Source organism: Rhizobium sp. AP16 (genome assembly GCF_000281735.1).
GTDB classification, from domain to species: domain Bacteria; phylum Pseudomonadota; class Alphaproteobacteria; order Rhizobiales; family Rhizobiaceae; genus Rhizobium; species Rhizobium rhizogenes.
Genome location: NZ_AJVM01000009.1, coordinates 47,934 through 70,481, shown reverse-complemented (window position 1 = coordinate 70,481; position 22,548 = coordinate 47,934). Strand labels below are relative to the sequence as shown.

Below are 22,548 nucleotides of genomic sequence, written 5' to 3'. Positions count from 1 at the left end.
GTGTGTTGAGTTGGCGGGCGAGGCTGTTTGAGCCCGCGAACCCATTGATTTAACGGAGTGCTCATAGGATCGTGCCGGAATTCTCAGTGCCTGACTCGGGAGAGGGCCGCGACGATGTTGACGCTCCGCCAGATTGAAGTGATCCGCGCGATCATGATTACCGGCACCATTGCCGGCGCGGCCAATCTGCTTGGCGTCTCGGCTCCTGGCATCAGCCGGTTGATGAAATACACCGAGGATTCGCTGAATGTGCGCCTCTTCAACCGCAGCCATGGGCGCCATGTGCCGACGCCCGAGGCGCGGCATGTTTTCGGCCTTCTCGACACCGTCTACCGCCAGGTCGAGGATCTCCAGTTCGCGGTCGATCGCCTCGGCAAGGGCGACAACCGGCTTCTCAGCGTCGGTTCGGTTCCGAGCATCGCCAACGTCATGGTGCCGAAATCAATTGCTGGGATCAGGGATCGCTACCCGGAGCTCGATGTCGACATCAACATCCTGAAGATCGAGGAAGCCATCGACTACCTCCTTGTCGGGCGCGGCGAGGTGGTGGCGATCAGCTCGTTTCTCGAACATGCGATTGTTCATTTTGCGCCGCTGGCGACCGGGCGACTGCTTTGTATTGTGCCGGAACATAGCGAGCTCGCCGAGAAGAAGAGCATTTCTCCAGAGGAAATCGTCAAGCACACGCTGATCGGGATCGATCCGAACGATCCGTACGGGCGTGTGATGACCGAAATCTTCCGACGCCACGACCTGAACTACCGGATGAAGATCAGGGCTAGGTTCGGCACGACCGTCTGCGCACTCGTGGCAGCAGAGCTGGGCATTGCCATTATCGATCAGTTCACGGTTGCCGGCGGTGGTATACGTGGTGTCAAATGTCTTGAGATCGAAGCCGATACTACCTTTCACACCTATGCCGCATATCGCAACGATGTGGTGCTTTCGGTCTTCGCCGAAGAGTTCATCGAACTGCTGCGCATCGAGATGGAAGCGGCAGCGCGAAATTAACATCATGTTATGCATGTCGTATGCTTTGGTATTTGCAGTTATCATTGGCATCGGCCAAAATCGCTGAACGAATCCGGCAAGGGGAGATGTTTCTGCCGGGGTCGACACGATAATATGAGGAGGAGATAAGAATGAACCGGAGAAGTATGTTGTGGCTGGCGACGGCCGCCGCCATGTGGGTTGCGGTGCCGCAAGCCTCGATGGCGCAGGATGTGATCAAGTTTGCCGACGTAATCGAGCTCTCTGGCGCCGGTGCTGCTGTCGGCACCAATTGGCGCGACGGGTTGAAGCTCGCCGTCGAGGAGATCAATGCTGCTGGAGGCATTCTCGGCCAGAAGGTCGAAGTCACGGATTACGATACCCAGACCGACCCGACCACGTCGCGCGCCATGGTGCAGAAGGCCATTGACGACGGCGCCTACGTTATCATGGGGCCGATCTATTCCGGATCCGTCAAGGTCAACATGATGGTGGCGATGCAGAATGGCGTCCCGCAGATAAGCGGCGCCGAAGCACCCGACATCACCCGCATGAACAATCCCTATATCTTCCGGACCTCGTTCGGCGCACAGCAATCGATGCCGAAGCTCGTCAAATATCTCGCCGAGGAGGTCAAGGCGAAGTCGGTTGCGGTTGCTTGGGTCAATGACGATTTCGGCAAGGGCGGTCGGGATTCCTTCGTCAAGGAACTGAAGAGCCACGGCATCACGGTCGCGACTGACGTTTCCAGCGAAGTGGGCCAGGCGGATTTCGCCGCCGACGTGGTCAAGCTGAAGTCGAGCGGTGCTGACACGATCTTCGCCTATCTGCACGAGGAAGAAAGCGCCCGGCTGCTCAAGGAGCTGCAAAAGCAGGGTGTCAAATTGCCGATCTTCGGCGAAACAACGCTGATGAACCAGAAGGTCGTCGATCTTGCCGGCGATGCCGTCAATGGCGTTCGCGGTCACGTCGGCCTGATGGCTGATGCGCCGGTGCCTGGAATTCAGGAGTTCGCCAAGAAATTCCAAGCCAAATACAATTACAAGCCCGATCACAATGCCATCAAGGCCTATCTCGGCGCCTATGCGGTCAAATATGTCACGACAAAGAACGGCAAGGTCGACCGCCAAGCGCTTGCTGATACGCTGCACGGCCTGACGATCACGCCGAAGGACGAGCCCGGCATCCTGATCGAGACCTCCTGGGACGACAAGGGTGAAGTCAACCGCGACAGCTTCCTCGTCGAAGTCGAGGGTGGCAAGCAGGTCGTCGTGGCGACCATCCCCAAGCTCTGAACCGTTGTTTCCGGCATCCGGCGCTGAAGGCCGGATGCCGCCTAATCCGGAACTCCGCACATGACCACTTTTTTTCAGTTGTTGGTGTCTGGGCTGGCGACGGGCTCGATCTACGCGCTCGCGGCCATCGGCTTCACGCTTCTGTGGCAGGCCTCTCAGACCATTAATTTCGCCCAGGGCGAATTCATCATGCTGCCCGCCTTCTTCGTTCTGGCGGCCACGCACGTCTTCGGTTTGAGCTTCCCCATTGCCATCGTCGTGGCGCTCGCCTTGACGCTGCTGTTGCTCGGCTTCGGCTTCAAGCGGATCGTCGTTGACCCGCTCCTTTCACACGGCGTCCTGCCCATCGTCATCGCGACGATCGCTCTCGGGATCTTGATGAAGGAGGGCGTCAAGCAGTTCTATTCAGCCGAAGCCCAGCCGTTTCCGGCGCTATTCCCCGACACGACGCTGAATGTCTTCGGCGCGGCGGTCTCGGTCCAGGATATTGCGGTTCTCGTCATCGCGCTCGGCGCCGTATTGCTCCTGCAGTTCTTCATGAACGGCACCAAGACCGGGCGGGCGATGCAGGCGACGGCGCAGAACCCACAGGTGGCCGAAATCCTCGGCGTGCCGATCAAGCGCATGATCCTCTACACCTTCCTCATCAACGCGGCGCTGGCCCTTCTGGCTTCGATCTTGATCTCGCCCATCTATCTTGCGAAGTTTTCGAACGGTGAGACCCTCGGCCTGATCGCCTTTATCGCCGCGATTGTGGGTGGCTTCAATCAGATCAAGGGTGCGATTGCCGGCGGCCTGCTGATCGGCGTGATCGATAATCTGTCGGCAGCCTATGTCTCGGCATCCTATCGCTCGGCCATCCCGCTGATCCTTCTCATCGTCATCATCCTCGTGCGGCCGCAGGGCCTGCTCGGCAAGACGGAGGGACGTACGATATGACCGCTGCTCGCAAGCTCATATTGATCGCCATCGGCATTCTGATCCTCGTTGCCTTGCCTTTTACGCAAAGCAATTACGGCATCCTCGTGCTCTGCTCGTGGTTGGTATTTTCCATCGCAGCCATGGGGCTCAACCTGACACTCGGCTATGCGGGGCAGGTCTCGCTGGCCCAGGCGGGCTTCATGGCAATCGGCGCCTACATCACAGCGCTGACCACCATGGCCGGCGTCCCCTGGCCTCTCGCCATGCTCGCCTCGATGCTGGCCTGCTTCATGATCGGCCTGCTGCTCGGCTATCCGGCCCTTCGCGTCCAGCACCATTTTCTGGCTTTCATCACTCTGGCGTTCAATGCTCTGGTCGTGCTGGTGCTGCGCAATGAGGAATGGCTGACCAACGGCACCTACGGTATTGCCGGCATCGCGCGGCCCGTCGTTTTCGGGTTTGCGACACAGCGTCCGATCCCGTTCTATTTCTTCGTGCTGGCGCTGTTCATTCTGACCGCGTTCGCCCTTTACGGGATCATCCGTTCGCCGTGGGGCAGGGCTTTCAAGGCGCTGCGCGAAAATCCGGTGCGCGCCAACAGTCTCGGCGTGGACATCCGCAGGATCACCCTTCTGGCCTTTGCCATCGGTTCCGCGTTCGGCGGTCTTGCCGGCGCGCTTCTGGCCCAACTGACACAATATATCGATCCCCAATCCTTCGGCCTGGCGATTTCGCTGCGCGTGCTTCTGATGGTCATCGTCGGCGGTGCCGGTTTCTTCTTCGGCCCCATCCTCGGTGCCTTGCTGATCATCCTGGCGCCGGAGTTCTTCCGCTTCACCGAAGGCTATTATCTCATGCTTTACGCGATCCTCGTGATCGCGCTGATGATCTTCTGCCCGTCCGGCTTGTTCGGTTTCGTCGAACGGATGAAAACCCGGTGGAAGCTTCGCCAACAGCCCGACAAGACCACCTGGGAGGCAGCACGATGAACCCTGTTCTCTCTGTCCGAGGCGTCAGCAAACATTTCGGCGGCGTCAAAGCGGTCGAAGACGTCTCCTTCGACGTTCACCAAGGTGAAATCCTCGGCCTTATCGGTCCCAACGGCAGCGGTAAGTCGACACTCTTCAACTGCATTCTCGGCCAGTTGCTGGCCACGAAGGGCGAAGTGCTGGTCGATGGCAAGAACGTTGCGGGCAAGCGCCCGTGCGATCTCAACAAGCTCGGCGTCGGGCGCACCTTCCAGATGCTGCAGGTCTTCCCCGACATGACGGTGCTCGACAACATCATCCTGGCGGGACAGGAGCATCACGGAACCATGTTCTCGCGCCTTATCGGCAAGCCAGATGCCGGCCTCACCGAGGAAGCGAAGAAGATGATCGAGTTCTTCCGGCTCGGACACCAGACGCATGAAAAGGCGGGTTCACTCTCCTATGGGCAACAGAAGCTGCTCGATGCCGCGATGGCCTTCATGGCCGGACCGAAGCTCGTCATGCTGGACGAGCCAGCCGGTGGCGTGAACCTCACCATGCTGGCCGATCTCAAAGAGCGCCTCAAGGCCTTCAACCGGGAGCGGGGCGCCACCTTCGTGGTGATTGAGCACAACATGGAATTCGTCATGTCGCTCTGCACCCGCATCATCGTTCTGGCCAACGGCAAGATTATTGCCGAGGGCGATCCCGAAACCGTCCGCAATGACCCAGCGGTCATCGAAGCGTATCTCGGAGGTTGAACCATGCTGGAATTGAAGGATGTCTATGGCGGTTACGGCAAAATGACGATCCTGAACGGTACATCGTTCAAGATCGAGAAAGGGACCATCACGACGGTGATCGGCCCGAACGGGGCCGGCAAATCAACGGTGTTCAAGGCGATTTTCGGTCTGCTGAAGATCCGCTCCGGCAAGGTGATGCTGGATGGCGGCGATGTCACCGGCAGCCTGCCAGCCACGATGCTGCAACGGGGCGTGACCTATGTCCCTCAGGGGCGTAACCTGTTTCCGATGCTGTCGGTGCGCCACAACCTCGAAATCGGAGGGATTTCATCGTCCGACCAAGCGAAGATCAACCGCCGCATCGAAGAGGTGATGGAGCAGTTCCCGATCCTGAAGGAAAAGCAGAAGGATCAGGCGATCACCCTGTCGGGCGGCCAGCAGAAGCAGCTGGAGATCGCTCGCGCCCTGTTGCTCGATCCGAAGCTCATCCTTATCGACGAGCCCTCGATCGGGCTGTCGCCGCAGATGGTGAGCGAGACCTTCAGGACGCTGATCAGACTGCGCGACCAGGGCGTCACCATCCTGATGGTCGAGCAGAACGCCAAGGCGGCACTTGCCATGTCGGACTATGGTCTCGTGCTGGAGCAGGGGCGAACGAGAATGCATGACAAGGCCGACAAGCTGCTCTCCGACCCGCGTGTGGGGCAGCTTTTCCTTGGTGCCCATCTCGAGGAGGCCTGAATGTCCGCGGTTCCCTCGATAGCGGGCAACACCCGCTTCGTTCCTCTGATCGGACATCCGGTGCGGCAGGTGAAGTCGCCGGTTCCGATGAACGAATGGTTTGCCGCGCATCATGTCGATGCGGTCATGGTGCCGGTCGATATCGAGCCGGAGCGTGTACGTGCCTTTATCGAGAGCCTGCGCGGCGCCGGCAATTGCGCCGGATTGTCCGTCACCATGCCGCATAAGCTGGTCGCGTTTTCCGCTGTGGATGAGCTGACCCCGCGAGCCCGAAAAGCCGGGGCGGTCAATACCATCCGGCGCAATGGCGATGGGAGCTTGAGCGGGGACATGCTTGATGGGGTGGCCATGATCGGTGCCCTAGAGCAGAATGGCATGGCCGTCAGCGGCAAAGCCGTGTTGGTGGTCGGTGCCGGCGGCGCGGGTTCAGCGATCAACCATGCGCTGGCGGAAGCCGGTGCGGCCGCCATCGTCGTTATCGAGAGGGATCCGGCCAAGAGCCTAGCCATCGTCGACCGGATACGGACAGATCATCCGGCGATTGCCGTGTTCGATCATCTTCCGGACGATCTGAAGGTGGATATCGCCATTAACGCGTCGCCGACCGGCATGTCGGTCGCCGATCCTCATCCTTTCCCGCTCGATTCTCTTCCCGATTTGCAGATGGTCGCGGAAGCGGTGACCAAGCCTGAGGTAACCGACTGGCTGCGGGCGGCCGAGGCGCGCGGCATCCGCATACAGCCCGGTGCGCAAATGACGCTCGCGCAGCTCGAAGCGCAGATATCATTCTGGGGACTCAACCCCGACACGGAGGTTTGACCACAATGAAGACGTCGATTGCGACTGTATCGATCAGCGGCGAACTGCCGGAAAAGCTTGAGGCGATTGCGCGGGCGGGATTCAACGGAGTGGAAATCTTCGAGAACGATTTCCTGGCCTTCGACGGCAGTCCGGCGGATGTCGGGCGGATGGTGCGCGACCACGGGCTGGAGATCACGCTCTTTCAGCCCTTCCGCGATTTCGAGGGCATGCAGGAGCCGCTGCGGTCGCGGACCTTCGACCGGGCAGAACGCAAGTTCGATATTATGCAGGAACTCGGCACCGATCTCGTGCTGGTCTGTTCCAATGTCTCGCCGGCTTCGCTCGGGGGTATCGATCGGGCGGCGGCCGATTTCCATGAACTCGGCGAGCGCGCCGCGAAACGCGGCCTGAAGGTCGGCTACGAGGCGCTGGCCTGGGGGCGGCACATCAACGACCATCGTGACGCCTGGGAAATCGTGCGCCGCGCCGACCATCCCAATATCGGCCTGATCCTCGACAGTTTTCACACGCTGTCGAGGAAGATCGACATCAACTCGATCCGCTCCATTCCGAAGGACAAGATCTTCATCGTCCAGCTGGCGGATGCGCCGCTCATCGACATGGACCTGCTCTATTGGAGCCGGCACTTCCGCAACATGCCCGGCGAGGGCGATCTGCCGGTGACGGCCTTCGCGATCGCTGTTGCCGAGACCGGCTATGACGGCTATTTCTCACTGGAGATCTTCAACGACCAGTTCCGCGGCGGCTCGTCGCGCTCGATCGCGGCTGACGGATATCGCTCGCTGATCTATCTTGGCGACCAGGTACGCCGCAATCCCAATGCCCGCGGCCTGAGTGTCGCGGCCATGCCTGACCGGGCTTCTGTCAAAGGTGTGGGTTTCGTGGAATTTTCCGCCGACGAGGAAGATGCGGGCGATCTCATCGGTCTCCTGCGCACGCTCGGCTTCCGCAAGGTGGCGGTGCATAGGACGAAGACGGTGAGCCTCTTTCAGCAGGGCGATATCCGTATTCTCGTCAATACCGACAGCGCCGGATTTGCCAATTCTTCCTTCGCCGTACATGGCACTTCGGCCTATGCGATGGCGCTCATCGTAGACGATGCCCAGGCCGCGCTTGCTCGGGCGGTCGCTCTCGGCGCCGAGCCCTTCGGCCAGCCGGTTGCCCCGGGCGAAGTGGAGATGCCGGCGATCCGCGGCGTGGGCGGCGGATTGATCTATCTCATCGACGACAAGGGCGATCTCGGCCATTTCGCCGAAATCGATTTTCTGACCGTCGAGGACGACGTGGAGGTCGCTCCGGCCCACCTCCTGCATGTCGACCATATCGCCCAGACGGTTGCCTATGACGAGATGCTGACCTGGCTTCTCTTCTACAGTTCGATCTTCGAGACCCACAAGACGCCGATGGTCGACATCATCGATCCGGCCGGCGTGGTGCGCAGCCAGGTGGTGGAGAATGACGCCGGCACGCTGCGGATTACTTTGAACGGGGCAGAGAACCGCCGCACGCTGGCCGGTCACTTCATCGCAGAAAAATTCGGCTCTGGCGTACAGCACCTCGCTTTCCAGACCGCCGACATCTTCAAGACGGCCGAAGCGCTGCGGAAGAATGGTTTTCAGCCTCTGCCGATCTCGCCGAACTATTACGGTGACGTCGAAGCCCGCTTTGGTCTCGATCCTGAGCTGACTGAGCGGCTGAAAGTGGAGAATATTCTCTATGACCGTGACGAGCATGGCGAATTCTTTCAGCTCTATAGCGGCACCTTCGGTGAGGGCTTCTTCTTCGAGATCGTTCAGCGCAATGACTATCGGGGATATGGCGCTCCGAACGCCATCTTCCGCATCGCCGCGCTCAAGAAGCATCTCCGGCCGGAGGGCCTTCCAAGGGAGTGAACTTGGTATCACGGTGCCTCAGTCCGGATTTCGTATGAAATCAAGCCCGAGATATCTGTAGCCCGATCATCATATCTGCGCCAAACCGGCAGGCAGCCGTCACCTATCGCATTGCTTAGTCACGCCAGTCTCGGCGACTATTCCACAGCATTTCATAAAACGGATCGTGCAAACTGGACAGCTCTCAGAAAGTTTGGTAGCAAACGTAATGTTATTACGTAACTATGGGAATTTATCATGATATCCAGATCGATGATGGTCGGAGGCTTGGCCGCGAGGGGTATTTTCAAGTGGGCGACTTCGCGGCTTGACGCAACCGTCGTGCTTGGCATAACTGGAAGCGACGGTTCCCCGACGATGACTCCGAGGGGATTAATAGGGAACACGGTGAGGACGACCCAAAAGGGACCAAGACCGTGGCTGCCCCCGCAACTGTAAGCGGATTGCCGTCCATCCTCGTGGTGCCGAAAGGCGCCATGCCACTACGCCGATCAGGCGCGGGAAGGCAGATGGACGACTGATATCCGTGAGCCAGGAGACCTGCCGTCGAAGATCTATCCATTGTCACGGGCGGGGATGCCCGAAACAGGAGCAGGACATGACCATCCTTCACGCTTCGCAGCGCCTTGATGCGCTGCCTTCCCCGAATTTTGACGATCATTCGACCGCTCGGAATGCCTGTTGGGCATTCTGACTTTCACCACCGCCCTTTTCGGGCGGCGTTCACATCACTTCGGGGAATTATGATGAAGACCATTTTCAAGCGGCCATTGCGCGCCGGCCTATTCGCGATGTCGTTGATCGTCGCCGGCTTGCCGGGGCAGGCGGGAGCTGCGGAAACCAGCTACCCTCTTACGCTCCAGAACTGCGGCCGGCAGATCACCATCCAGAAGGCGCCGTCGCGCACGGTCTCTATCGGCCAGAGCACAACGGAAATCCTCTACAGCCTCGGTGTTGCCGACAAGGTGGTCGGCACCGCACTCTGGGTTGGACCGGTTCTCAAGGGCTATGAGGACGTCAACGCCAAGATCGAGCGCCTTGCCGACAACGATCCGAGCTTCGAAAGCGTCGTCGGAAAGAAGCCGGATATCGTCACCGTTCAGTTCCAGTGGCAGGTGGGACCGGAAGGCGTGGTCGCCAAGCCGGAACAGTTCGAGGAGCTAGGCATCCCGGTCTATACATCGCCGTCCGATTGCGTCGGCAAGGAGAACTCCGGCTCCAGCGATGGCGTCCGCCATCAGGTCTTCACTATGGATCTCGTCTATCAGGAGATCCGCGATCTCGCGAAGATCTACAATGTGCAGGACAAAGGCGAGGAAGTGGTCGCCGATCTCAAGCAGCGCGAAGCGGCAGCCCGCGCCAAGGTTTCTTCCGCACAGGGCAAGCTTTCTGCCGTCTTCTGGTTCTCCAGCGCCAAGGATGCCGATCCCTACGTGGCGGGCCGCAATGGCGCGCCGGGCTACATCATGTCGGCGCTCGGCATCAAGAATATCATCGAGACCGATGATGAGTGGCCGACGGTCGGCTGGGAGACGATTGCCAAGGCCAATCCAAGCATGATCGTGGCGGCTGCGATGGAACGCCGTCGCTATCCGCTGGATAGCGCGGAGGCCAAGCGCAAATTCCTGGAAAAGGACCCTGTCGCGAGCCTGATGCCCGCCGTCAAAAGTGGCCATGTCTTCGAGATGGATGCGCAGGCGATGAACCCGACCATCCGTACGATCGAAGGCATCGAGGCACTTGCTGATGCTATCGCCGCGGCCGGCCTGACGCAGTGAACCGCGCCCTTTCATCGATCGGACGAACGGGTGCCGTCGCCTTGGCGCTCGCCATTCTTGTTGCCGCGCTCTGGCTGGGTGCGGCGATCGGCGAGACCTCGATCCCGCTTGAGACCGTCGCCAAGACCGTGGCCAATCGGCTTTGGGGTGCTGGCTATCCGCTCGAGCCGATCGATGAGGGTATCGTCTGGAGCTATCGGCTGAGCCGCGCGGTGGTGGCCGCCTGTTGCGGCACGGCGCTTGCCCTGTCCGGTGTCGTGCTGCAATCGCTGCTGCGCAATCCGCTGGCCGATCCTTACATCCTCGGCATTTCCGCCGGCGCCTCTACCGGCGCCGTCGGTGTCGCGATCCTCGGTCTGGGCGCGGGTTTCCTGACGATGCCGATGGGGGCTTTCCTCGGTGCGCTCGTCGCCTTCGCTCTCGTCGCATTGCTGGCTGTCAGGGCGGGGCGCGGAACGGCCGCGATCATCCTGGCAGGGGTCGTGGGCTCGCAACTCTTCAACGCGCTCACCTCCTTCATTGTCACCAAGGCGGCGACGGCCGAACAGGCGCGCGGCATCATGTTCTGGCTGCTCGGCAATCTCTCCGGTGTGCGTTGGCCCGACGCCTGGCTGGCAATCCCGGCTGCGCTATTGGGGCTTGTCGTTTGCCTCTGGCATGCCCGGTCGCTCGACGCGTTTACCTTTGGGGCAGAATCGGCAGCTTCGCTCGGTATTTCGGTGCGCCGTACCTATCTGGTGCTCGTGGGCACATCCGCGATGATGACCGCTGTCATGGTGTCCATCGTCGGCTCCATCGGCTTTGTCGGGCTGGTCATACCGCACGCGGCGCGGATGTTGGTCGGCGTCCGTCATGGCGTGCTTCTGCCGGCAGCTGCTCTGATCGGCGCCATTTTCATGATCGCGGCTGATATCCTGTCGCGCACGCTGATCCATGGCCAGGTCCTGCCGATCGGAGTGATCACCGCTCTTGTCGGCGCGCCCGCCTTCGCCTTGATTTTGAGCCAGAAGAGGGCGCGCGCATGACCCTGTCGGCAAGGAATGTTTCGTGGAATGCCGGTGGGCAAGCCATCGTGCGGGACATATCGCTTGATGTTCGCACAGGCGAGTTTCTCGGCATCATCGGGCCGAATGGATCGGGCAAGACCAGCCTGATGCTGATGCTGTCCGGCATCCGCAAGCCGAAGACCGGCGAGATTTTTGTGGACGGCACGCCAATCCGCTCTCTCGGCCGGCGCGAGCTTTCTCGGCGTCTGGCCTTGGTGGAGCAACAGGCAGACACCGGGGAGCGGATTACCGCCAGACAGGCCGTAGAACTCGGCCGCACGCCCTATCTCGGAGCGTTGTCGCCTTGGTCGGCGACGGATGACGCGATCGTCGAAGCTGCCCTTACCAATGTCGACATGCTCCATCTTTCCGGCCGGCTGTGGCACACGCTTTCGGGCGGCGAGCGCCAGCGGCTGCATATCGGCCGCGCGCTCGCGCAGCAGCCGAAGATCCTGCTCCTCGACGAGCCGACGAACCATCTCGACATCGGTCACCAGATCGGCCTGCTCGATCTCGTGCGCCGGCAGGATCTGACCGTGGTCGCGGCCCTGCACGACCTCAATCACGCTGCCATGTTCTGTGATCGCCTTGCCGTCATGAACGGCGGGCGGCTGGTGGCACTCGGTACGCCGAATGAAGTGCTGACGGCCGAATGCATCCGCGATGTGTTCGGCGTGGAGGTGGAGGTGGAGCATGATAGTGATGGCGGTTGCTTTATCCGCTACCGGGCGTCGGCAGTTCCACGCCGGCCATTGCGGGTCATCGATGAGGCTCAGCTTGAAAGCGCCAAGGTTAGGGCGTCGTAAACATGCAGGGCCGCAATCATCATCTGAAGGAAGACATCCGCGAGTACTGGTCCGAACGGTCGAAAACTTTCGACCTTGCCTTCGGTCATCGCATTCCTCCTGGGCCGGAACTGAATGCATGGGCCACTGCGGTTCAGCGCGGTCTTGGCCGCGAACCGCAAAAGGTGCTCGAGCTTGCCTGCGGCACTGGCGAAGTGACAAACGTGCTGCTTTCTCGCGGGCATCAGGTGACGGCGCTCGATTTCTCCGAAGCGATGCTTGCGGTTGCCCGCCATAAACATGCCGAGCGGGAAGGTGTGCGCTTTATCCTCGCTGACGCGGAACGGACGATGGAACCGGATGCGCGTTATGATGCCGTCGTCTGCCGTCATCTTGTCTGGACGCTGACGGAGCCGGAGCAAGCATTTGCGGACTGGTATCGGGTTCTGAAGCCGGGCGGGAAACTGCTGATCTTTGACGGCGATTGGGCAAAGCCGACGCTTGTCGGACGGTTCGCCTCCTTCGCCATCGGCCTGATCGACCGCATCGCCGGGATCGATCCCCACTACGACGGCGCGATGAGCGACCGGCATCAGAGCATCATGGAACGGCTGCCGTTTGGTGCCGGCCTTACCGCGGAAAGACTTACGCCGCTGATCGAAGCGGCAGGCTTCGAGGGCATGGAAATCGGTTCCCACCAGCCGATCGCGACGGCCCAGCGGCAGACCGCTGATCTGAGGAACCGGTTGCGCACCCTGCCTTATCGGCGTTTCGTACTTTGTTGCAGACGGCCTCAGTCATAAACAGCGGACAGCGCAATCGAGCTTGCAACCTCCTCGCAGCGGTCCGTGAGGGTGGCAGTTGCAATGCGCAGGTGATTGCTCGGCAGGTTGGAGAATTTCGCACCGGGATGAACGGCGATGCCGCGCGCAGCCAAGGTAACCATCGCGAAGGGTTCGGACGAAACGGGAATCCAGGCACAAAGGCCGTGGCCCTGTGCCGCGTCGACGCCTCTGTCTCGCAAGGCGCCGATAAGGTTGTCGCGTCGGGTCTGATAGATGGCGCGTGCTTGATGCAGCGTATCCTGCGTTGCCTCGTCGCGCAGCAGCCAGGCGGTCGCGGCTTGCAGAATGCGGCTTGTCCAGCCGGCGCTGAAGCTCCGGTAGGACTGGATCTGCTCGATAATTGCCCGCGAGCTTGACAGCACGGCGAGACGCAGATCCGGCCCATGTGTCTTCGAAAAGGAGAAAATGTGGATCACCCGATCGGGAAAACGGTGCCCGAGTGAATGGCGCGGCGCGGCGGAGATATCGCCCATGCCATCATCCTCGACGATCAGCGTATCGGTATCTCTGAGGATGCGCTCCAGAGCGTCCATGCGCTGGCGGCTGATGGTCTGGCCGGTGACCGAATGCAGGCGCGGCTGGAAGATGAAGGCTACCGGTCGATGTTCCATCGCCGCTTGTAATGATGAAGGCAGGGGGCCTTCGGAATCGCACTGCACGGGGATGATGCGCGTGCCGCGATCTTCGAAAATATCCAGAAGACGCATGCCTGTCGGGTCTTCGATTGCGACGGTTTCTCCCGGCGCGATCAGGGCATGCGCCAGCGTATAGACGGCGTTGTAGCCGCCATTCGTCGCGAGAAATGCTTCCGGCTCGTAAGGCCAGGTCTTGCGCATCGCGGCCTCAAGTTCTGGCAGGATGCGGTTGCGTTCATAGCTATTGAGGTTTTCGGCCGATGCGCCGTAGGCCATTGCTTCCGCCAGTTTCGGGAGCAGGCTGACGTCCGGTACGGCAGCGGTGAGGTCGAGGACGTCCTCGCCGTAATGTCCGTTGCTTGCCAGTCGCGCCGGTTTGGCAACGAAGCGATCGCCGCTGACCCAGGTGCCGTTGCGGCCACGCCCGCTGATGATCTTCTGGCGCCTGAGTTCGCTCCAGGCTTCCGAGATGGTGGCGGGGCTGATGCCGAGTGCGAAGGCGAGATCGCGGATGGGCGGCAGCTTGGTGCCGACCGGCAGGGCGCCGGCGCGGATCAACGCGCTGGTTCCAATGGCAATTCCCCGAATGGTCCTGTCGCTCAATTTTTCGGCAAACCATCCCGCGTTTTTGTCTTCGCTCATTTCCGCGCCATATTTAATGTTCAATAACGTAATAACATTTGATCGGTTATATTTGAACATTTATTCATTTTGAAAACAAGATTTCAGCGAGTGAATGTCCATGCCTCTGACTCTCCGCCTTGCGCTTCGTGACTGGGACTACATGACGCCGCTCGTCCTCGGCGACGTCTCCTCTCCAAAGCTCGACATCAAGGTGGACAGGATCGGCACCCTGGTTTCGCACGTCGGCAAGAGCGGCGCCTATGATGCGGCGGAAATGTCGTTCAGCCGCTATACGCAGCTTCGCATCGATGGCGACGAAAGCGTCGTGGGCATCCCGAATTTCATCATGCGCGGCTTTCGCCACCGCTGCATCATCACGACCAAGGACAGCCCCATCACCGAGCTGGGGCATCTGGCGGGCAAGCGCATCGGCGTCACCGGCTGGCGCGATTCCGGCAATACCTGGACCCGGGCTGCGCTCCGCCGCGAGGGCGTCGGCGTCGAGGATGCCATGTGGTATGCGGGACGCCTGACCGAGGTGCATCCGATCGTCGATCGTTTGGATGGCTTCGGCCGCCCCGGCCGCATCGAGGCCGCTCCTGGCGAGCGACCCATGGTCGACCTTCTGAGGGATGGCGGACTAGACGCGATCTTTACGCCGTTCATGCCGGACGGCTATTTCGCGGAGGGTTCGCCCTTCCGGCAGGTTCTTTCCGATTTTCGTGGTGCCGAGCGCCGATATTTCGATGAGGTCGGCTATGTCCCTGGCATGCATCTGATCGGCCTGAAGGCCGATTTCGTTGCCGAGCATCCCTGGGTGATCGCCGAACTCAGTGCGCTGATCGACGAATCCCAGCGTATGTGGCTGAGCAAACGGCGTAAATATGCCGAGACCACGCCCTGGATGTTCGATGAACTTCTAAAGTCATCGATCGAGCTGCCGCAGGGCTGGGATGCGAGTGGCTTTGCGGTCAATCGCACCATGATCCATGATTTCGCCAATGAGCTGCATGTGCAGGGTATCCTGCCTCGGCTGTTGACGCCGGAGGAGCTCTTTCAGTTCGACACCGATGGCAGCCGCATCGACGCCAAGGTTGCCGGCTGACGCTTAAGGAATACAAACCAAAAAGGGGAACGAGCATGTCGTTGAAGAAAGTAACCTACCTTGCCCTGGCAAGCCTGATGATCTCGGGTTCCGCATTCGCGCAGGACGCCGGCCTTCCAAAGCTGTCGGTGAACGAGGAGCTGCGGGCCAAGCTGCCCGAGAATATCCGCACGGCCGGCAAGATGATTTCCGTCAACAATGGTTCGTTTCCTCCCTATGAGATCGTCACCGGCACCGAACTGACCGGCGCAAGCGCCGATCTGACCGATGCTATCGGCGAAGTGCTCGGCGTGAAGATCGCGCATGAGACGGTCGGCGGCCTTCCCGCGCTGCTCGCCGGTGTCAATTCCGGCCGCTATCAGTTCGCCTTCGGCCCGGTGGGCGATTTCAAGAGCCGCGAAGAGGCGAATGATTTCGTCGACTGGGTTCAGGAATTCGTCGTCTTCTCCGTCCAGAAGGGCAATCCGAAAGGTATCACATCGCTTGACACGGCCTGCGGCAAGCGCATCGCCGTCATGGCCGGCGGTTCCGCCGAGAAGGTGATCCAGGTCCAGGCCGAGAAGTGTAAGACCGACGGCAAGGGCGCAATCGAGGTTCAGTCCTTTACCGATCAGCCGAGCTCCATCCTTGCCGTGCGTTCCAAGCGATCGGATGCCTTCTTCTCCTCCCAGGCGCCGCTCACCTATTTCGTTACGCAGGCAAACGGTCAGCTTGAACTGACGGGCGTCGGCCAGAAGAATGGTTTCGAGGATCTCTATCAGGGTGCCGTGGTGCCGAAGGGATCGCCGCTCGGTCCGGTGCTGCGGGATGCCGTAAAGATCCTGATGGATAACGGCGCCTATGCCGCGATCATGAAGAAGTGGGGCCTTGAGAACAACATGGTCAAGGAGCCAGGCATCAACCTCGGCGGGACGTTGCCGAAATGAGTACCGCGACCGACAAGATCGCATCGCCGGACGGCGATGCGAATACCCGGGATGTGGCCAACGCCCACAGTCCTTTTCCTGCGGGCCGCCTGGCGGCCTGGGTCGTCACGCTGGCGATTGCGGCCTATTTCGCCTGGTCAGTTGCCGGCAACGAGAATTTCGGCTGGCCGGTCGTGGCGCATTATTTCTTCGACCCGACCGTCATCAGCGGCCTCTATGTGTCGCTCGGCCTGACGGTCGTTGCCATGGCGTTCGGCATCGTGCTCGGCCTGCTGCTGGCAGTCGCCAGACTGTCGAAGGATCGGCTGGCGAATTCGCTGGCGTCCCTGTTCATCTGGTTCTTTCGGGGTACGCCGCTGCTAGTGCAGCTGATCTTCTGGTACAATCTTTCGACCCTGTTTCCGACGCTTTCGATCGGCATTCCCTTCGGCCCGACCTTCGTGAGCTGGGATACGAATTCGGTCATCAGCCCGATGACAGCGGCAATCGCCGGCCTGGCGCTGAACGAGGCCGCCTATATGGCGGAAATCATCCGCGGCGGCCTGCTATCCGTCGACAAGGGCCAATTCGAGACGGCCGAGGCCTTCGGCATGACGCGCGCCCGGGCGCTCAGCCGCATCATCATTCCGCAGGCCATGCGCTCGATCGTGCCGCCGACCGGCAATCAGTTGATCAGCATGATCAAGGCGACCTCGCTCGTGAGCGTCATCGCCATGGCGGACCTGCTCTATTCGGTCCAGTCGATCTATAATCGCACCTTCGAAGTCGTACCGATGCTGCTGGTGGCAGTCATCTGGTACCTGTTGATCACCTCGGTGCTGAATGTCGGCCAGAGCTATATCGAGCGTTATTACGGTCGCGGCGACCGCCGCTCCGGCGGGGCCAAGCCTGTAAAGGAAATCGCAATGGCTGCGGCGACTCCGTCCCAGATCGTAGCGCAGGAGGCAGGCCAATGAACGCGATCGCGACCGTGGCGCCGCTTGTTCGCGCCCGCAACGTCCACAAGTCCTTCGACCATCTCGAAGTCCTGAAAGGCATCGATCTCGATGTCGCGCCGGGGGAAGTGGTCGTTATTCTCGGACCATCCGGATCCGGAAAATCGACCTTTCTGCGTTGCATCAATCACCTGGAAGCCATCGACCGTGGATCGATCGAGGTGGATGGGGAGCAGATCGGCTATCGTTTTCGCAAGGGCCGGCTGGAGCGCCTGTCCAACCATGCGATTACCCTGCAGCGGCGCAAGATCGGCATGGTGTTCCAGCAGTTCAATCTCTATCCGCACATGACGGCACTGCAGAACATCATCGAAGCGCCGGTCGGTATCCACGGCGAAAGCCGCGCCAAGGCGATCGAGAATGCGCGCATCCTTCTGGACCGTGTCGGGCTTTCGGCAAAGGCCGACAATTATCCGCAGCAGCTCTCCGGCGGCCAACAGCAGCGCGTGGCGATTGCCCGGGCACTGGCGATTAAGCCGACGCTGATGCTCTTCGACGAGCCGACATCCGCGCTCGATCCGGAACTCGTCGGCGAAGTGCTCGCCACCATGAAGGATCTGGCCAAGCAGGGCCTGACGATGATCGTCGTCACCCATGAGATCGGCTTTGCCCGCGAAGCGGCCGATCGCGTCGTCTTCATGGATGGCGGCAAGGTGGTCGAGCAGGGCAAGCCGGAAGATGTGCTCGGCAATCCTCAGCATCCCCGAACCAGAAGCTTCCTGTCGCGCTTCATCTAGCGCGACGGCCCCCGTCAGATGCGGGACCGCCGGCCTCATGCGGGCCTGGCGTCGCTCATGCCAACCACTGGAACAGCCATGACCCTCGACAACGACTTCGCCCGCCTCTCGGATTTCGAACCGATGAAAGCCGAGCTCACCGGCATCCGGCAGCACCTTCACGCCAATCCGGAGCTATCCTTCGAGGAGGCCGGGACCGCGCGTTTCGTTGCCGAAAAGCTGGAAGCCTGGGGCTATGATGTTCACCGCAATGTTGGCGGACATGGTGTCGTCGCTCGCCTGAAGGCCGGTGCCGGGACGAAGAGCATCGCCATTCGCGCCGACATGGATGCGCTGCCGATCAACGAGCAGACCGGCAAGCCTTATGCGAGCCGGGTTCCGGGAAAGATGCATGCCTGTGGTCATGATGGCCACACGACGATGTTGCTTGGTGCCGCCGAATATCTGGCTCGCACCCGTCGCTTCAACGGCACCGTGAACCTGATCTTCCAGCCGGCCGAAGAGGCTGGTGCGAAGAGCGGCGCCCAGGCGATGATCGATGACGGCCTTTTCGAACGTTTTCCGTTTGACGCGATCTTCGGTCTGCACAATCATCCCGGCGCGCCCGAGGGTACCTGGCTGATGCGCTCCGGCCCGCTGATGGCCGCGGCCGACACGGCGGAAATTATCATCACCGGCAAGGGCGGCCATGCCTCGCGTCCGCATCTGACCATCGATCCGGTCGTCGTCGCCTGCAATCTTGTCGTTGCCTTGCAGTCGGTCGTCTCCCGCAGCATCGACCCGACGCAGACCGCCGTGATTACAGTTGGCTCGATCCATGCGGGCGAAGCGGCAAACGTCATTCCAGAAAGCGCGAAGATGCTGCTCAGCATCCGCTCCTTCGATCCGAAGGTGCGTGAGCTCCTTGAGGTGCGGATCAGGAAGTTGTCGGAAGCAGTCGCCGAAGGATATGGAGCGCAGGTTGTTATCGACTACGCGCACGGCCATCCCGTCGTCGTGAACTCCGAAAAGGAAACGGAATTTGCCCGTACTGTTGCTGAGGAGCTGGTCGGCATCGACAAGGTTGGCACCTGCGCGCTCATTCCCGGCAGCGAGGATTTCTCCCACTATCTCGAACACAGACCGGGCAGCTTTCTCCGCCTCGGCAATGGCGTCAATTCGGAAATCCTGCACAGCGCCAAATATGATTTTGCCGATGAAAGCCTGACGGTTGGAGCCGCCATGTGGGCTCGTCTGACGGAGCGGTATCTCGACCAATGAGACCCGCCGACAGACGAGCCTCAGTCGGTGGCTGGCGTTAGCGCCAGCCGAGGGCCGGGGCGACGTGGGTGAGGATCGCCTCGATCACATGCGCGTTGTACTCCACGCCGAGCTGGTTCGGGACGGTGAGAAGCAGGGTATCGGCTTCCGCTATGGCTTCGTCCTGGGCCAGCTCCTTGATCAGAGCGTTGGGCTCGGCAGCATAACTACGGCCGAAGATCGCCCGGGTCTTGTCGTCGATGAAGCCGATCTTGTCTTCACCCTGATTGCCGTTTCCGAAGTAGGCGCGGTCTCGATCAGTCATCAGCGCGAAGATGCTGCGGCTGACCGATACGCGCGGCTCGCGTTTGTGGCCAGCCGCCTTCCACGCCTCGCGGTAGACCCTGATCTGATCGGCCTGCTGGACGTGGAACGGAAGCCCGCTCTCGTCGTCCTTGAGCGTGGAGCTTTGCAGGTTCATCCCAAGCTTGGCCGCCCAGAGCGCCGTGGCATTCGAGCTTGCGCCCCACCAGATTCTTTCGCGCAGGCCTTCTGAATGCGGCTCGAGACGCAGCAGACCCGGAGGATTGGGGAACATCGGCCTTGGATTCGGTTGGGCAAAGCCTTCGCCTTGCAGCACATCAAGCAGGACTTCCGCATGGCGCCGCGCCATGTCGGCTTCGCTCTCGCCTTCGGGCGGTGCATAGCCGAAGTGACGCCATCCATCGATGACCTGTTCGGGTGAACCACGGCTGATGCCGAGCTGCAGACGCCCGCCGGCGATGAGATCGGCCGCGCCTGCATCTTCTACCATGTAGAGCGGGTTTTCATAGCGCATGTCGATGACGGCCGTGCCGATCTCGATACGACTGGTCTTGGCGCCGACAGCCGCCAGCAGCGGGAAAGGCGAGGCGAGCTGCCGCGCGAAATGATGGACGCGAAAATAGGCCCCATCCGCACCCAGCTCCTCAGCCGCGACGGCAAGGTCGATGGATTGCAGAAGCGCGTCGGAGGCCGAGCGGGTCTGTGATTGCGGCGAGGGCGTCCAGTGCCCGAACGACAGGAAACCGATTTTCTTCATGACCGTACCACTCAGAGATGTTGCATGTATGGTTTGCGTTTCATGGCATAGTTCCGGCGCGGGATACAGCCGGCACCGTGTCGCTGCCAAAGAAGTGATACATTCCCGCCAAGTGATTACCTGCGCGGCAAGGTCGACACGAGATCGCTGAAGCGCTCGCCCTGGATGCTGACATGCTGGCGCAGAAGCGTGCGCGCACGCTCCGCATCACCGGCAAAGAGCGCTTCCACAACGGCGTCGTGCTCGGAAAAGGACGTGGCGACACGATTGCGGACCCGCAGTTGAAGACGCCGATAGGGTTGCAGGCGGCGGTGCAGCGCCACGCATTGCTCCGAGAGGAAATCGTTGTGGCTGGCGGCATAGATCGCCCTGTGAAAACGCTCATTGTCGTAATAGTAGGCGTCGCTGTCGCCGGCGGAGGACGAGCGCTTGCAGTCGGCGTGAGCGGCCAGGATTGCCGTGCGATCGTCGTCCGTCAGCCGCCGCGCTGCCAGCGAACCGGCCATGCCTTCGATTTCGGCCATCACCTCGAACATCTCGAAAATGCGATGCGGTCCCGGATCGATGACGATTGCGCCGCGGCGCGGACGAATCTCCACCAGTCCGATCGCATTCAGCTGCATCAGAGCCTCGCGTATCGGCGTTCTCGACACACCGAAGCGCGTGGCCAATTGCACTTCGTCCAACCGTTCGCCTGGGGCGAAATCGTTTGAAATGATGCCGTTTTCGATCTCGTCGCGCAGGCGTTGAACGACATTCTCGGACATGTTTGCCACGTTCCCCAATGCAAAAATCAAATTCTTGTATGCAAGATTATTTACTTTGCGCACAAGATAACTTAAGAACGATACCACAATAGATATGTCGCACACAAATGAGCGTGCTCGTCGGAGCCGCTATGACGTACCGGAAACGCTTGGGAGGGCTGTTTCCAACCAATCCCGCTTCGCCAGGAGGATACTGACATGGCAGGCATCTCCTTCTTCAGCGACATGATGCAAAGCATCACGGATCGCGGCCGCAGACTGCTCGCGGTGGGCACGCGCGCCGAGCCGGTTCAAGCCGAGACGACGCTCGAAACCCTGTGCAACATGCTTCTGTCGAGCCGGGGTGAAGCCTCGGGCATGGCCTTGGCCGCCGAGATCCTTCAGCGCTGGGCTGAACTCGATCCAGCCGGTCAGCGAGATTTCATGCTGATGCTGCACGATCAATTCGGCCCCGATGTCGGCAAACTGGACAAGGCGATCGACCGCTACCGCAGCGACAGGAATTCGAGCACGCTCATTGAGCTACATCAGGCGGCCGAGCCGCGCCGGCAGGAGTTGGTGCGCAGGCTCAATCTCGCGCCCAAGGGCACGGCGAAACTGGTGGAGATGCGCGAGCGCCTGCTGGGCATGAAGGACGCAATGGAGCAGTTCCGCGCTGTCGACGCCGATTTCGCCCATCTCTTCGGCTCCTGGTTCAATCGCGGCTTCCTGACGCTGCGCCCGATCGATTGGTCGACGCCGGCCGATCTTCTGGAGAAGATCATCAGATACGAGGCCGTGCACGAGATTGCCGGCTGGGATGAATTGCGGCGAAGGCTGGTTCCGCCAGACCGTCGCTGCTTCGCCTTCTTCCATCCCCGTCTCGCCGATGATCCGTTGATTTTTGTCGAGGTAGCGCTGACCACGGCGATCCCAGCCGCCATCACGGATGTTCTGGATGAAAGCCGGTCTCCGATCGCCGCCCAGAACGCGACGACGGCGGTCTTTTATTCCATTTCCAATTGCCAAGAGGGGCTGCGCGGCATCTCGTTCGGCAATTTCCTGATCAAGCAGGTCGTGGAAGATCTGCGTCGAGATCTGCCCGGCCTGAAGACCTTCGTGACTTTATCGCCTGTTCCGGGCTTTGCCGGCTGGCTGGCGAGATTGCGCAAGGCAGCCGATGCGGGCCTTAGCGAGCAGACGCTGAAAACCCTTGCCCTGCTTGATGAGCCGGACTGGGCGGATGACCCCGAGCGGTCGCAGGCGGTCGAGGCTGTGCTGTTGCCGCTTGCCGCACGCTATTTTGTCAAGGAACAGGGCAACGGCCGACGGCCGATCGATCCGGTCGCCCGTTTTCATCTCGGCAACGGCGCGCGTTTGGAGCGGCTGAATTTCCTCGCCGACCGGTCCCAGAAGGCGATGCGCCAGTCTCATGGACTGATGGTCAACTATCTTTACAAGCTGGATGATATCGAGAAAAACCACGAAGCTCTTGCGCAACACGGTGAAGTCGCGGCCTCGCCGGAGGTCAAGAAGCTGGCGGAGGCCGGTGGACGGATGCTGGTCTCGGCAGTCCGATCCGTCGACGCCATGGCGAAATGCAAAAGACCTGAGCAGCAGATTTAGGAGGGGAG

General features: G+C 60.7%; 21 protein-coding genes and 1 riboswitch. Of the genes, 18 read left to right on the top strand and 3 right to left on the bottom strand.

What is annotated here, in order from left to right:
• Window positions 1-114 precede the first annotated feature (114 nt).
• From PMI03_RS07045 to PMI03_RS06990, 12 genes are all read left to right on the top strand, one after another.
• The gene (locus PMI03_RS07045) at window positions 115-1,011 is read left to right on the top strand and encodes a LysR family transcriptional regulator (RefSeq protein ID WP_007691330.1); all 897 of its coding nucleotides are present in this window, start codon (window positions 115-117) and stop codon (window positions 1,009-1,011) included.
• A gap of 131 nt (window positions 1,012-1,142) precedes the next feature.
• Window positions 1,143-2,285, top strand: a complete 1,143-nt coding sequence (locus PMI03_RS07040; protein ID WP_007691325.1) for an ABC transporter substrate-binding protein — start codon at window positions 1,143-1,145, stop codon at window positions 2,283-2,285.
• A gap of 60 nt (window positions 2,286-2,345) precedes the next feature.
• On the top strand, window positions 2,346-3,224 hold the full coding sequence (locus PMI03_RS07035; protein WP_007691323.1) for a branched-chain amino acid ABC transporter permease: 879 nt from the start codon (window positions 2,346-2,348) through the stop codon (window positions 3,222-3,224).
• A complete protein-coding gene (locus PMI03_RS07030; protein ID WP_007691322.1) occupies window positions 3,221-4,195 on the top strand; it encodes a branched-chain amino acid ABC transporter permease in 975 nt (324 codons plus the stop codon). The genes PMI03_RS07035 and PMI03_RS07030 overlap by 4 nt, the downstream gene beginning before the upstream one ends.
• On the top strand, window positions 4,192-4,935 hold the full coding sequence (locus PMI03_RS07025; RefSeq protein ID WP_007691321.1) for an ABC transporter ATP-binding protein: 744 nt from the start codon (window positions 4,192-4,194) through the stop codon (window positions 4,933-4,935). The genes PMI03_RS07030 and PMI03_RS07025 overlap by 4 nt, the downstream gene beginning before the upstream one ends.
• Before the next feature lie 3 nt (window positions 4,936-4,938).
• Window positions 4,939-5,658: an ABC transporter ATP-binding protein gene (locus PMI03_RS07020; RefSeq protein WP_007691315.1), complete on the top strand. Its 720-nt coding sequence runs from the start codon at window positions 4,939-4,941 to the stop codon at window positions 5,656-5,658.
• A complete protein-coding gene (locus tag PMI03_RS07015; RefSeq protein ID WP_007691312.1) occupies window positions 5,659-6,477 on the top strand; it encodes a shikimate dehydrogenase in 819 nt (272 codons plus the stop codon).
• A 5-nt stretch (window positions 6,478-6,482) separates the two neighbouring features.
• Window positions 6,483-8,372, top strand: coding sequence for a bifunctional sugar phosphate isomerase/epimerase/4-hydroxyphenylpyruvate dioxygenase family protein (locus PMI03_RS07010; RefSeq protein WP_007691310.1), 1,890 nt, complete (start codon window positions 6,483-6,485; stop codon window positions 8,370-8,372).
• 327 nt (window positions 8,373-8,699) lie between these two features.
• Window positions 8,700-8,935, top strand: a riboswitch (cobalamin riboswitch).
• A 183-nt stretch (window positions 8,936-9,118) separates the two neighbouring features.
• Window positions 9,119-10,150: an ABC transporter substrate-binding protein gene (locus PMI03_RS07005; protein ID WP_007691307.1), complete on the top strand. Its 1,032-nt coding sequence runs from the start codon at window positions 9,119-9,121 to the stop codon at window positions 10,148-10,150.
• A complete protein-coding gene (locus tag PMI03_RS07000; RefSeq protein ID WP_007691305.1) occupies window positions 10,147-11,175 on the top strand; it encodes an iron ABC transporter permease in 1,029 nt (342 codons plus the stop codon). Before PMI03_RS07005 ends, PMI03_RS07000 begins: the two co-directional genes overlap by 4 nt.
• Window positions 11,172-12,002, top strand: a complete 831-nt coding sequence (locus tag PMI03_RS06995) for an ABC transporter ATP-binding protein (RefSeq protein WP_007691300.1) — start codon at window positions 11,172-11,174, stop codon at window positions 12,000-12,002. The genes PMI03_RS07000 and PMI03_RS06995 overlap by 4 nt, the downstream gene beginning before the upstream one ends.
• A 2-nt stretch (window positions 12,003-12,004) precedes the next feature.
• Window positions 12,005-12,784: a class I SAM-dependent methyltransferase gene (locus PMI03_RS06990; RefSeq protein ID WP_007691298.1), complete on the top strand. Its 780-nt coding sequence runs from the start codon at window positions 12,005-12,007 to the stop codon at window positions 12,782-12,784.
• Here the strand turns inward: PMI03_RS06990 and PMI03_RS06985 are convergent.
• On the bottom strand, window positions 12,775-14,103 hold the full coding sequence (locus tag PMI03_RS06985) for a PLP-dependent aminotransferase family protein (RefSeq protein ID WP_034516579.1): 1,329 nt from the start codon (window positions 14,101-14,103) through the stop codon (window positions 12,775-12,777). The two genes, PMI03_RS06990 and PMI03_RS06985, sit on opposite strands and share 10 nt — an antisense overlap.
• A gap of 100 nt (window positions 14,104-14,203) precedes the next feature.
• Between PMI03_RS06985 and PMI03_RS06980 the strand changes: the two genes are divergently transcribed.
• From PMI03_RS06980 to PMI03_RS06960, 5 genes are all read left to right on the top strand, one after another.
• Entirely contained in the window at window positions 14,204-15,190 is a 987-nt protein-coding gene (locus PMI03_RS06980; protein WP_007691289.1) for a nitrate ABC transporter substrate-binding protein, read from the top strand.
• Window positions 15,191-15,225: 35 nt separating this feature from the next.
• Window positions 15,226-16,116, top strand: a complete 891-nt coding sequence (locus PMI03_RS06975; protein WP_007691287.1) for an ABC transporter substrate-binding protein — start codon at window positions 15,226-15,228, stop codon at window positions 16,114-16,116.
• Complete coding sequence (locus PMI03_RS06970; RefSeq protein ID WP_007691285.1) at window positions 16,113-17,072, top strand: amino acid ABC transporter permease; 960 nt, start codon at window positions 16,113-16,115, stop codon at window positions 17,070-17,072. The genes PMI03_RS06975 and PMI03_RS06970 overlap by 4 nt, the downstream gene beginning before the upstream one ends.
• The gene (locus tag PMI03_RS06965) at window positions 17,069-17,848 is read left to right on the top strand and encodes an amino acid ABC transporter ATP-binding protein (RefSeq protein WP_007691284.1); all 780 of its coding nucleotides are present in this window, start codon (window positions 17,069-17,071) and stop codon (window positions 17,846-17,848) included. The genes PMI03_RS06970 and PMI03_RS06965 overlap by 4 nt, the downstream gene beginning before the upstream one ends.
• A gap of 78 nt (window positions 17,849-17,926) precedes the next feature.
• The gene (locus PMI03_RS06960) at window positions 17,927-19,108 is read left to right on the top strand and encodes a M20 aminoacylase family protein (RefSeq protein WP_007691283.1); all 1,182 of its coding nucleotides are present in this window, start codon (window positions 17,927-17,929) and stop codon (window positions 19,106-19,108) included.
• Between the two features lie 37 nt (window positions 19,109-19,145).
• On the opposite strand, the gene PMI03_RS06955 is transcribed toward PMI03_RS06960, so the two are convergent.
• Both PMI03_RS06955 and PMI03_RS06950 read right to left on the bottom strand, forming a co-directional pair.
• Window positions 19,146-20,168, bottom strand: coding sequence for an LLM class flavin-dependent oxidoreductase (locus PMI03_RS06955; protein WP_007691282.1), 1,023 nt, complete (start codon window positions 20,166-20,168; stop codon window positions 19,146-19,148).
• 116 nt (window positions 20,169-20,284) lie between these two features.
• A complete protein-coding gene (locus PMI03_RS06950; protein ID WP_007691281.1) occupies window positions 20,285-20,935 on the bottom strand; it encodes a GntR family transcriptional regulator in 651 nt (216 codons plus the stop codon).
• Between the two features lie 198 nt (window positions 20,936-21,133).
• Between PMI03_RS06950 and PMI03_RS06945 the strand changes: the two genes are divergently transcribed.
• Window positions 21,134-22,540, top strand: a complete 1,407-nt coding sequence (locus PMI03_RS06945; protein WP_007691280.1) for a malonyl-CoA decarboxylase — start codon at window positions 21,134-21,136, stop codon at window positions 22,538-22,540.
• Window positions 22,541-22,548: the final 8 nt, after the last annotated feature.

Bases quoted from the DNA above. Each gene is read 5' to 3' on its own strand.
- PMI03_RS07025 (WP_007691321.1), top strand. From the start codon at position 4,192: ATGAACCCTGTTCTCTCTGTCCGAGGCGTCAGCAAACATTTCGGCGGC.
- PMI03_RS07005 (WP_007691307.1), top strand. From the start codon at position 9,119: ATGAAGACCATTTTCAAGCGGCCATTGCGCGCCGGCCTATTCGCGATG.
- PMI03_RS07015 (WP_007691312.1), top strand. From the start codon at position 5,659: ATGTCCGCGGTTCCCTCGATAGCGGGCAACACCCGCTTCGTTCCTCTG.
- PMI03_RS06970 (WP_007691285.1), top strand. From the start codon at position 16,113: ATGAGTACCGCGACCGACAAGATCGCATCGCCGGACGGCGATGCGAAT.
- PMI03_RS07020 (WP_007691315.1), top strand. From the start codon at position 4,939: ATGCTGGAATTGAAGGATGTCTATGGCGGTTACGGCAAAATGACGATC.
- PMI03_RS07035 (WP_007691323.1), top strand. From the start codon at position 2,346: ATGACCACTTTTTTTCAGTTGTTGGTGTCTGGGCTGGCGACGGGCTCG.
- PMI03_RS06965 (WP_007691284.1), top strand. From the start codon at position 17,069: ATGAACGCGATCGCGACCGTGGCGCCGCTTGTTCGCGCCCGCAACGTC.
- PMI03_RS06995 (WP_007691300.1), top strand. From the start codon at position 11,172: ATGACCCTGTCGGCAAGGAATGTTTCGTGGAATGCCGGTGGGCAAGCC.
- PMI03_RS06950 (WP_007691281.1), bottom strand. From the start codon at position 20,935: ATGTCCGAGAATGTCGTTCAACGCCTGCGCGACGAGATCGAAAACGGC.
- PMI03_RS06985 (WP_034516579.1), bottom strand. From the start codon at position 14,103: ATGAGCGAAGACAAAAACGCGGGATGGTTTGCCGAAAAATTGAGCGAC.
- PMI03_RS07010 (WP_007691310.1), top strand. From the start codon at position 6,483: ATGAAGACGTCGATTGCGACTGTATCGATCAGCGGCGAACTGCCGGAA.
- PMI03_RS06990 (WP_007691298.1), top strand. From the start codon at position 12,005: ATGCAGGGCCGCAATCATCATCTGAAGGAAGACATCCGCGAGTACTGG.
- PMI03_RS06980 (WP_007691289.1), top strand. From the start codon at position 14,204: ATGCCTCTGACTCTCCGCCTTGCGCTTCGTGACTGGGACTACATGACG.
- PMI03_RS06945 (WP_007691280.1), top strand. From the start codon at position 21,134: ATGGCAGGCATCTCCTTCTTCAGCGACATGATGCAAAGCATCACGGAT.
- PMI03_RS06955 (WP_007691282.1), bottom strand. From the start codon at position 20,168: ATGAAGAAAATCGGTTTCCTGTCGTTCGGGCACTGGACGCCCTCGCCG.
- PMI03_RS07030 (WP_007691322.1), top strand. From the start codon at position 3,221: ATGACCGCTGCTCGCAAGCTCATATTGATCGCCATCGGCATTCTGATC.
- PMI03_RS06960 (WP_007691283.1), top strand. From the start codon at position 17,927: ATGACCCTCGACAACGACTTCGCCCGCCTCTCGGATTTCGAACCGATG.
- PMI03_RS07040 (WP_007691325.1), top strand. From the start codon at position 1,143: ATGAACCGGAGAAGTATGTTGTGGCTGGCGACGGCCGCCGCCATGTGG.
- PMI03_RS07045 (WP_007691330.1), top strand. From the start codon at position 115: ATGTTGACGCTCCGCCAGATTGAAGTGATCCGCGCGATCATGATTACC.
- PMI03_RS06975 (WP_007691287.1), top strand. From the start codon at position 15,226: ATGTCGTTGAAGAAAGTAACCTACCTTGCCCTGGCAAGCCTGATGATC.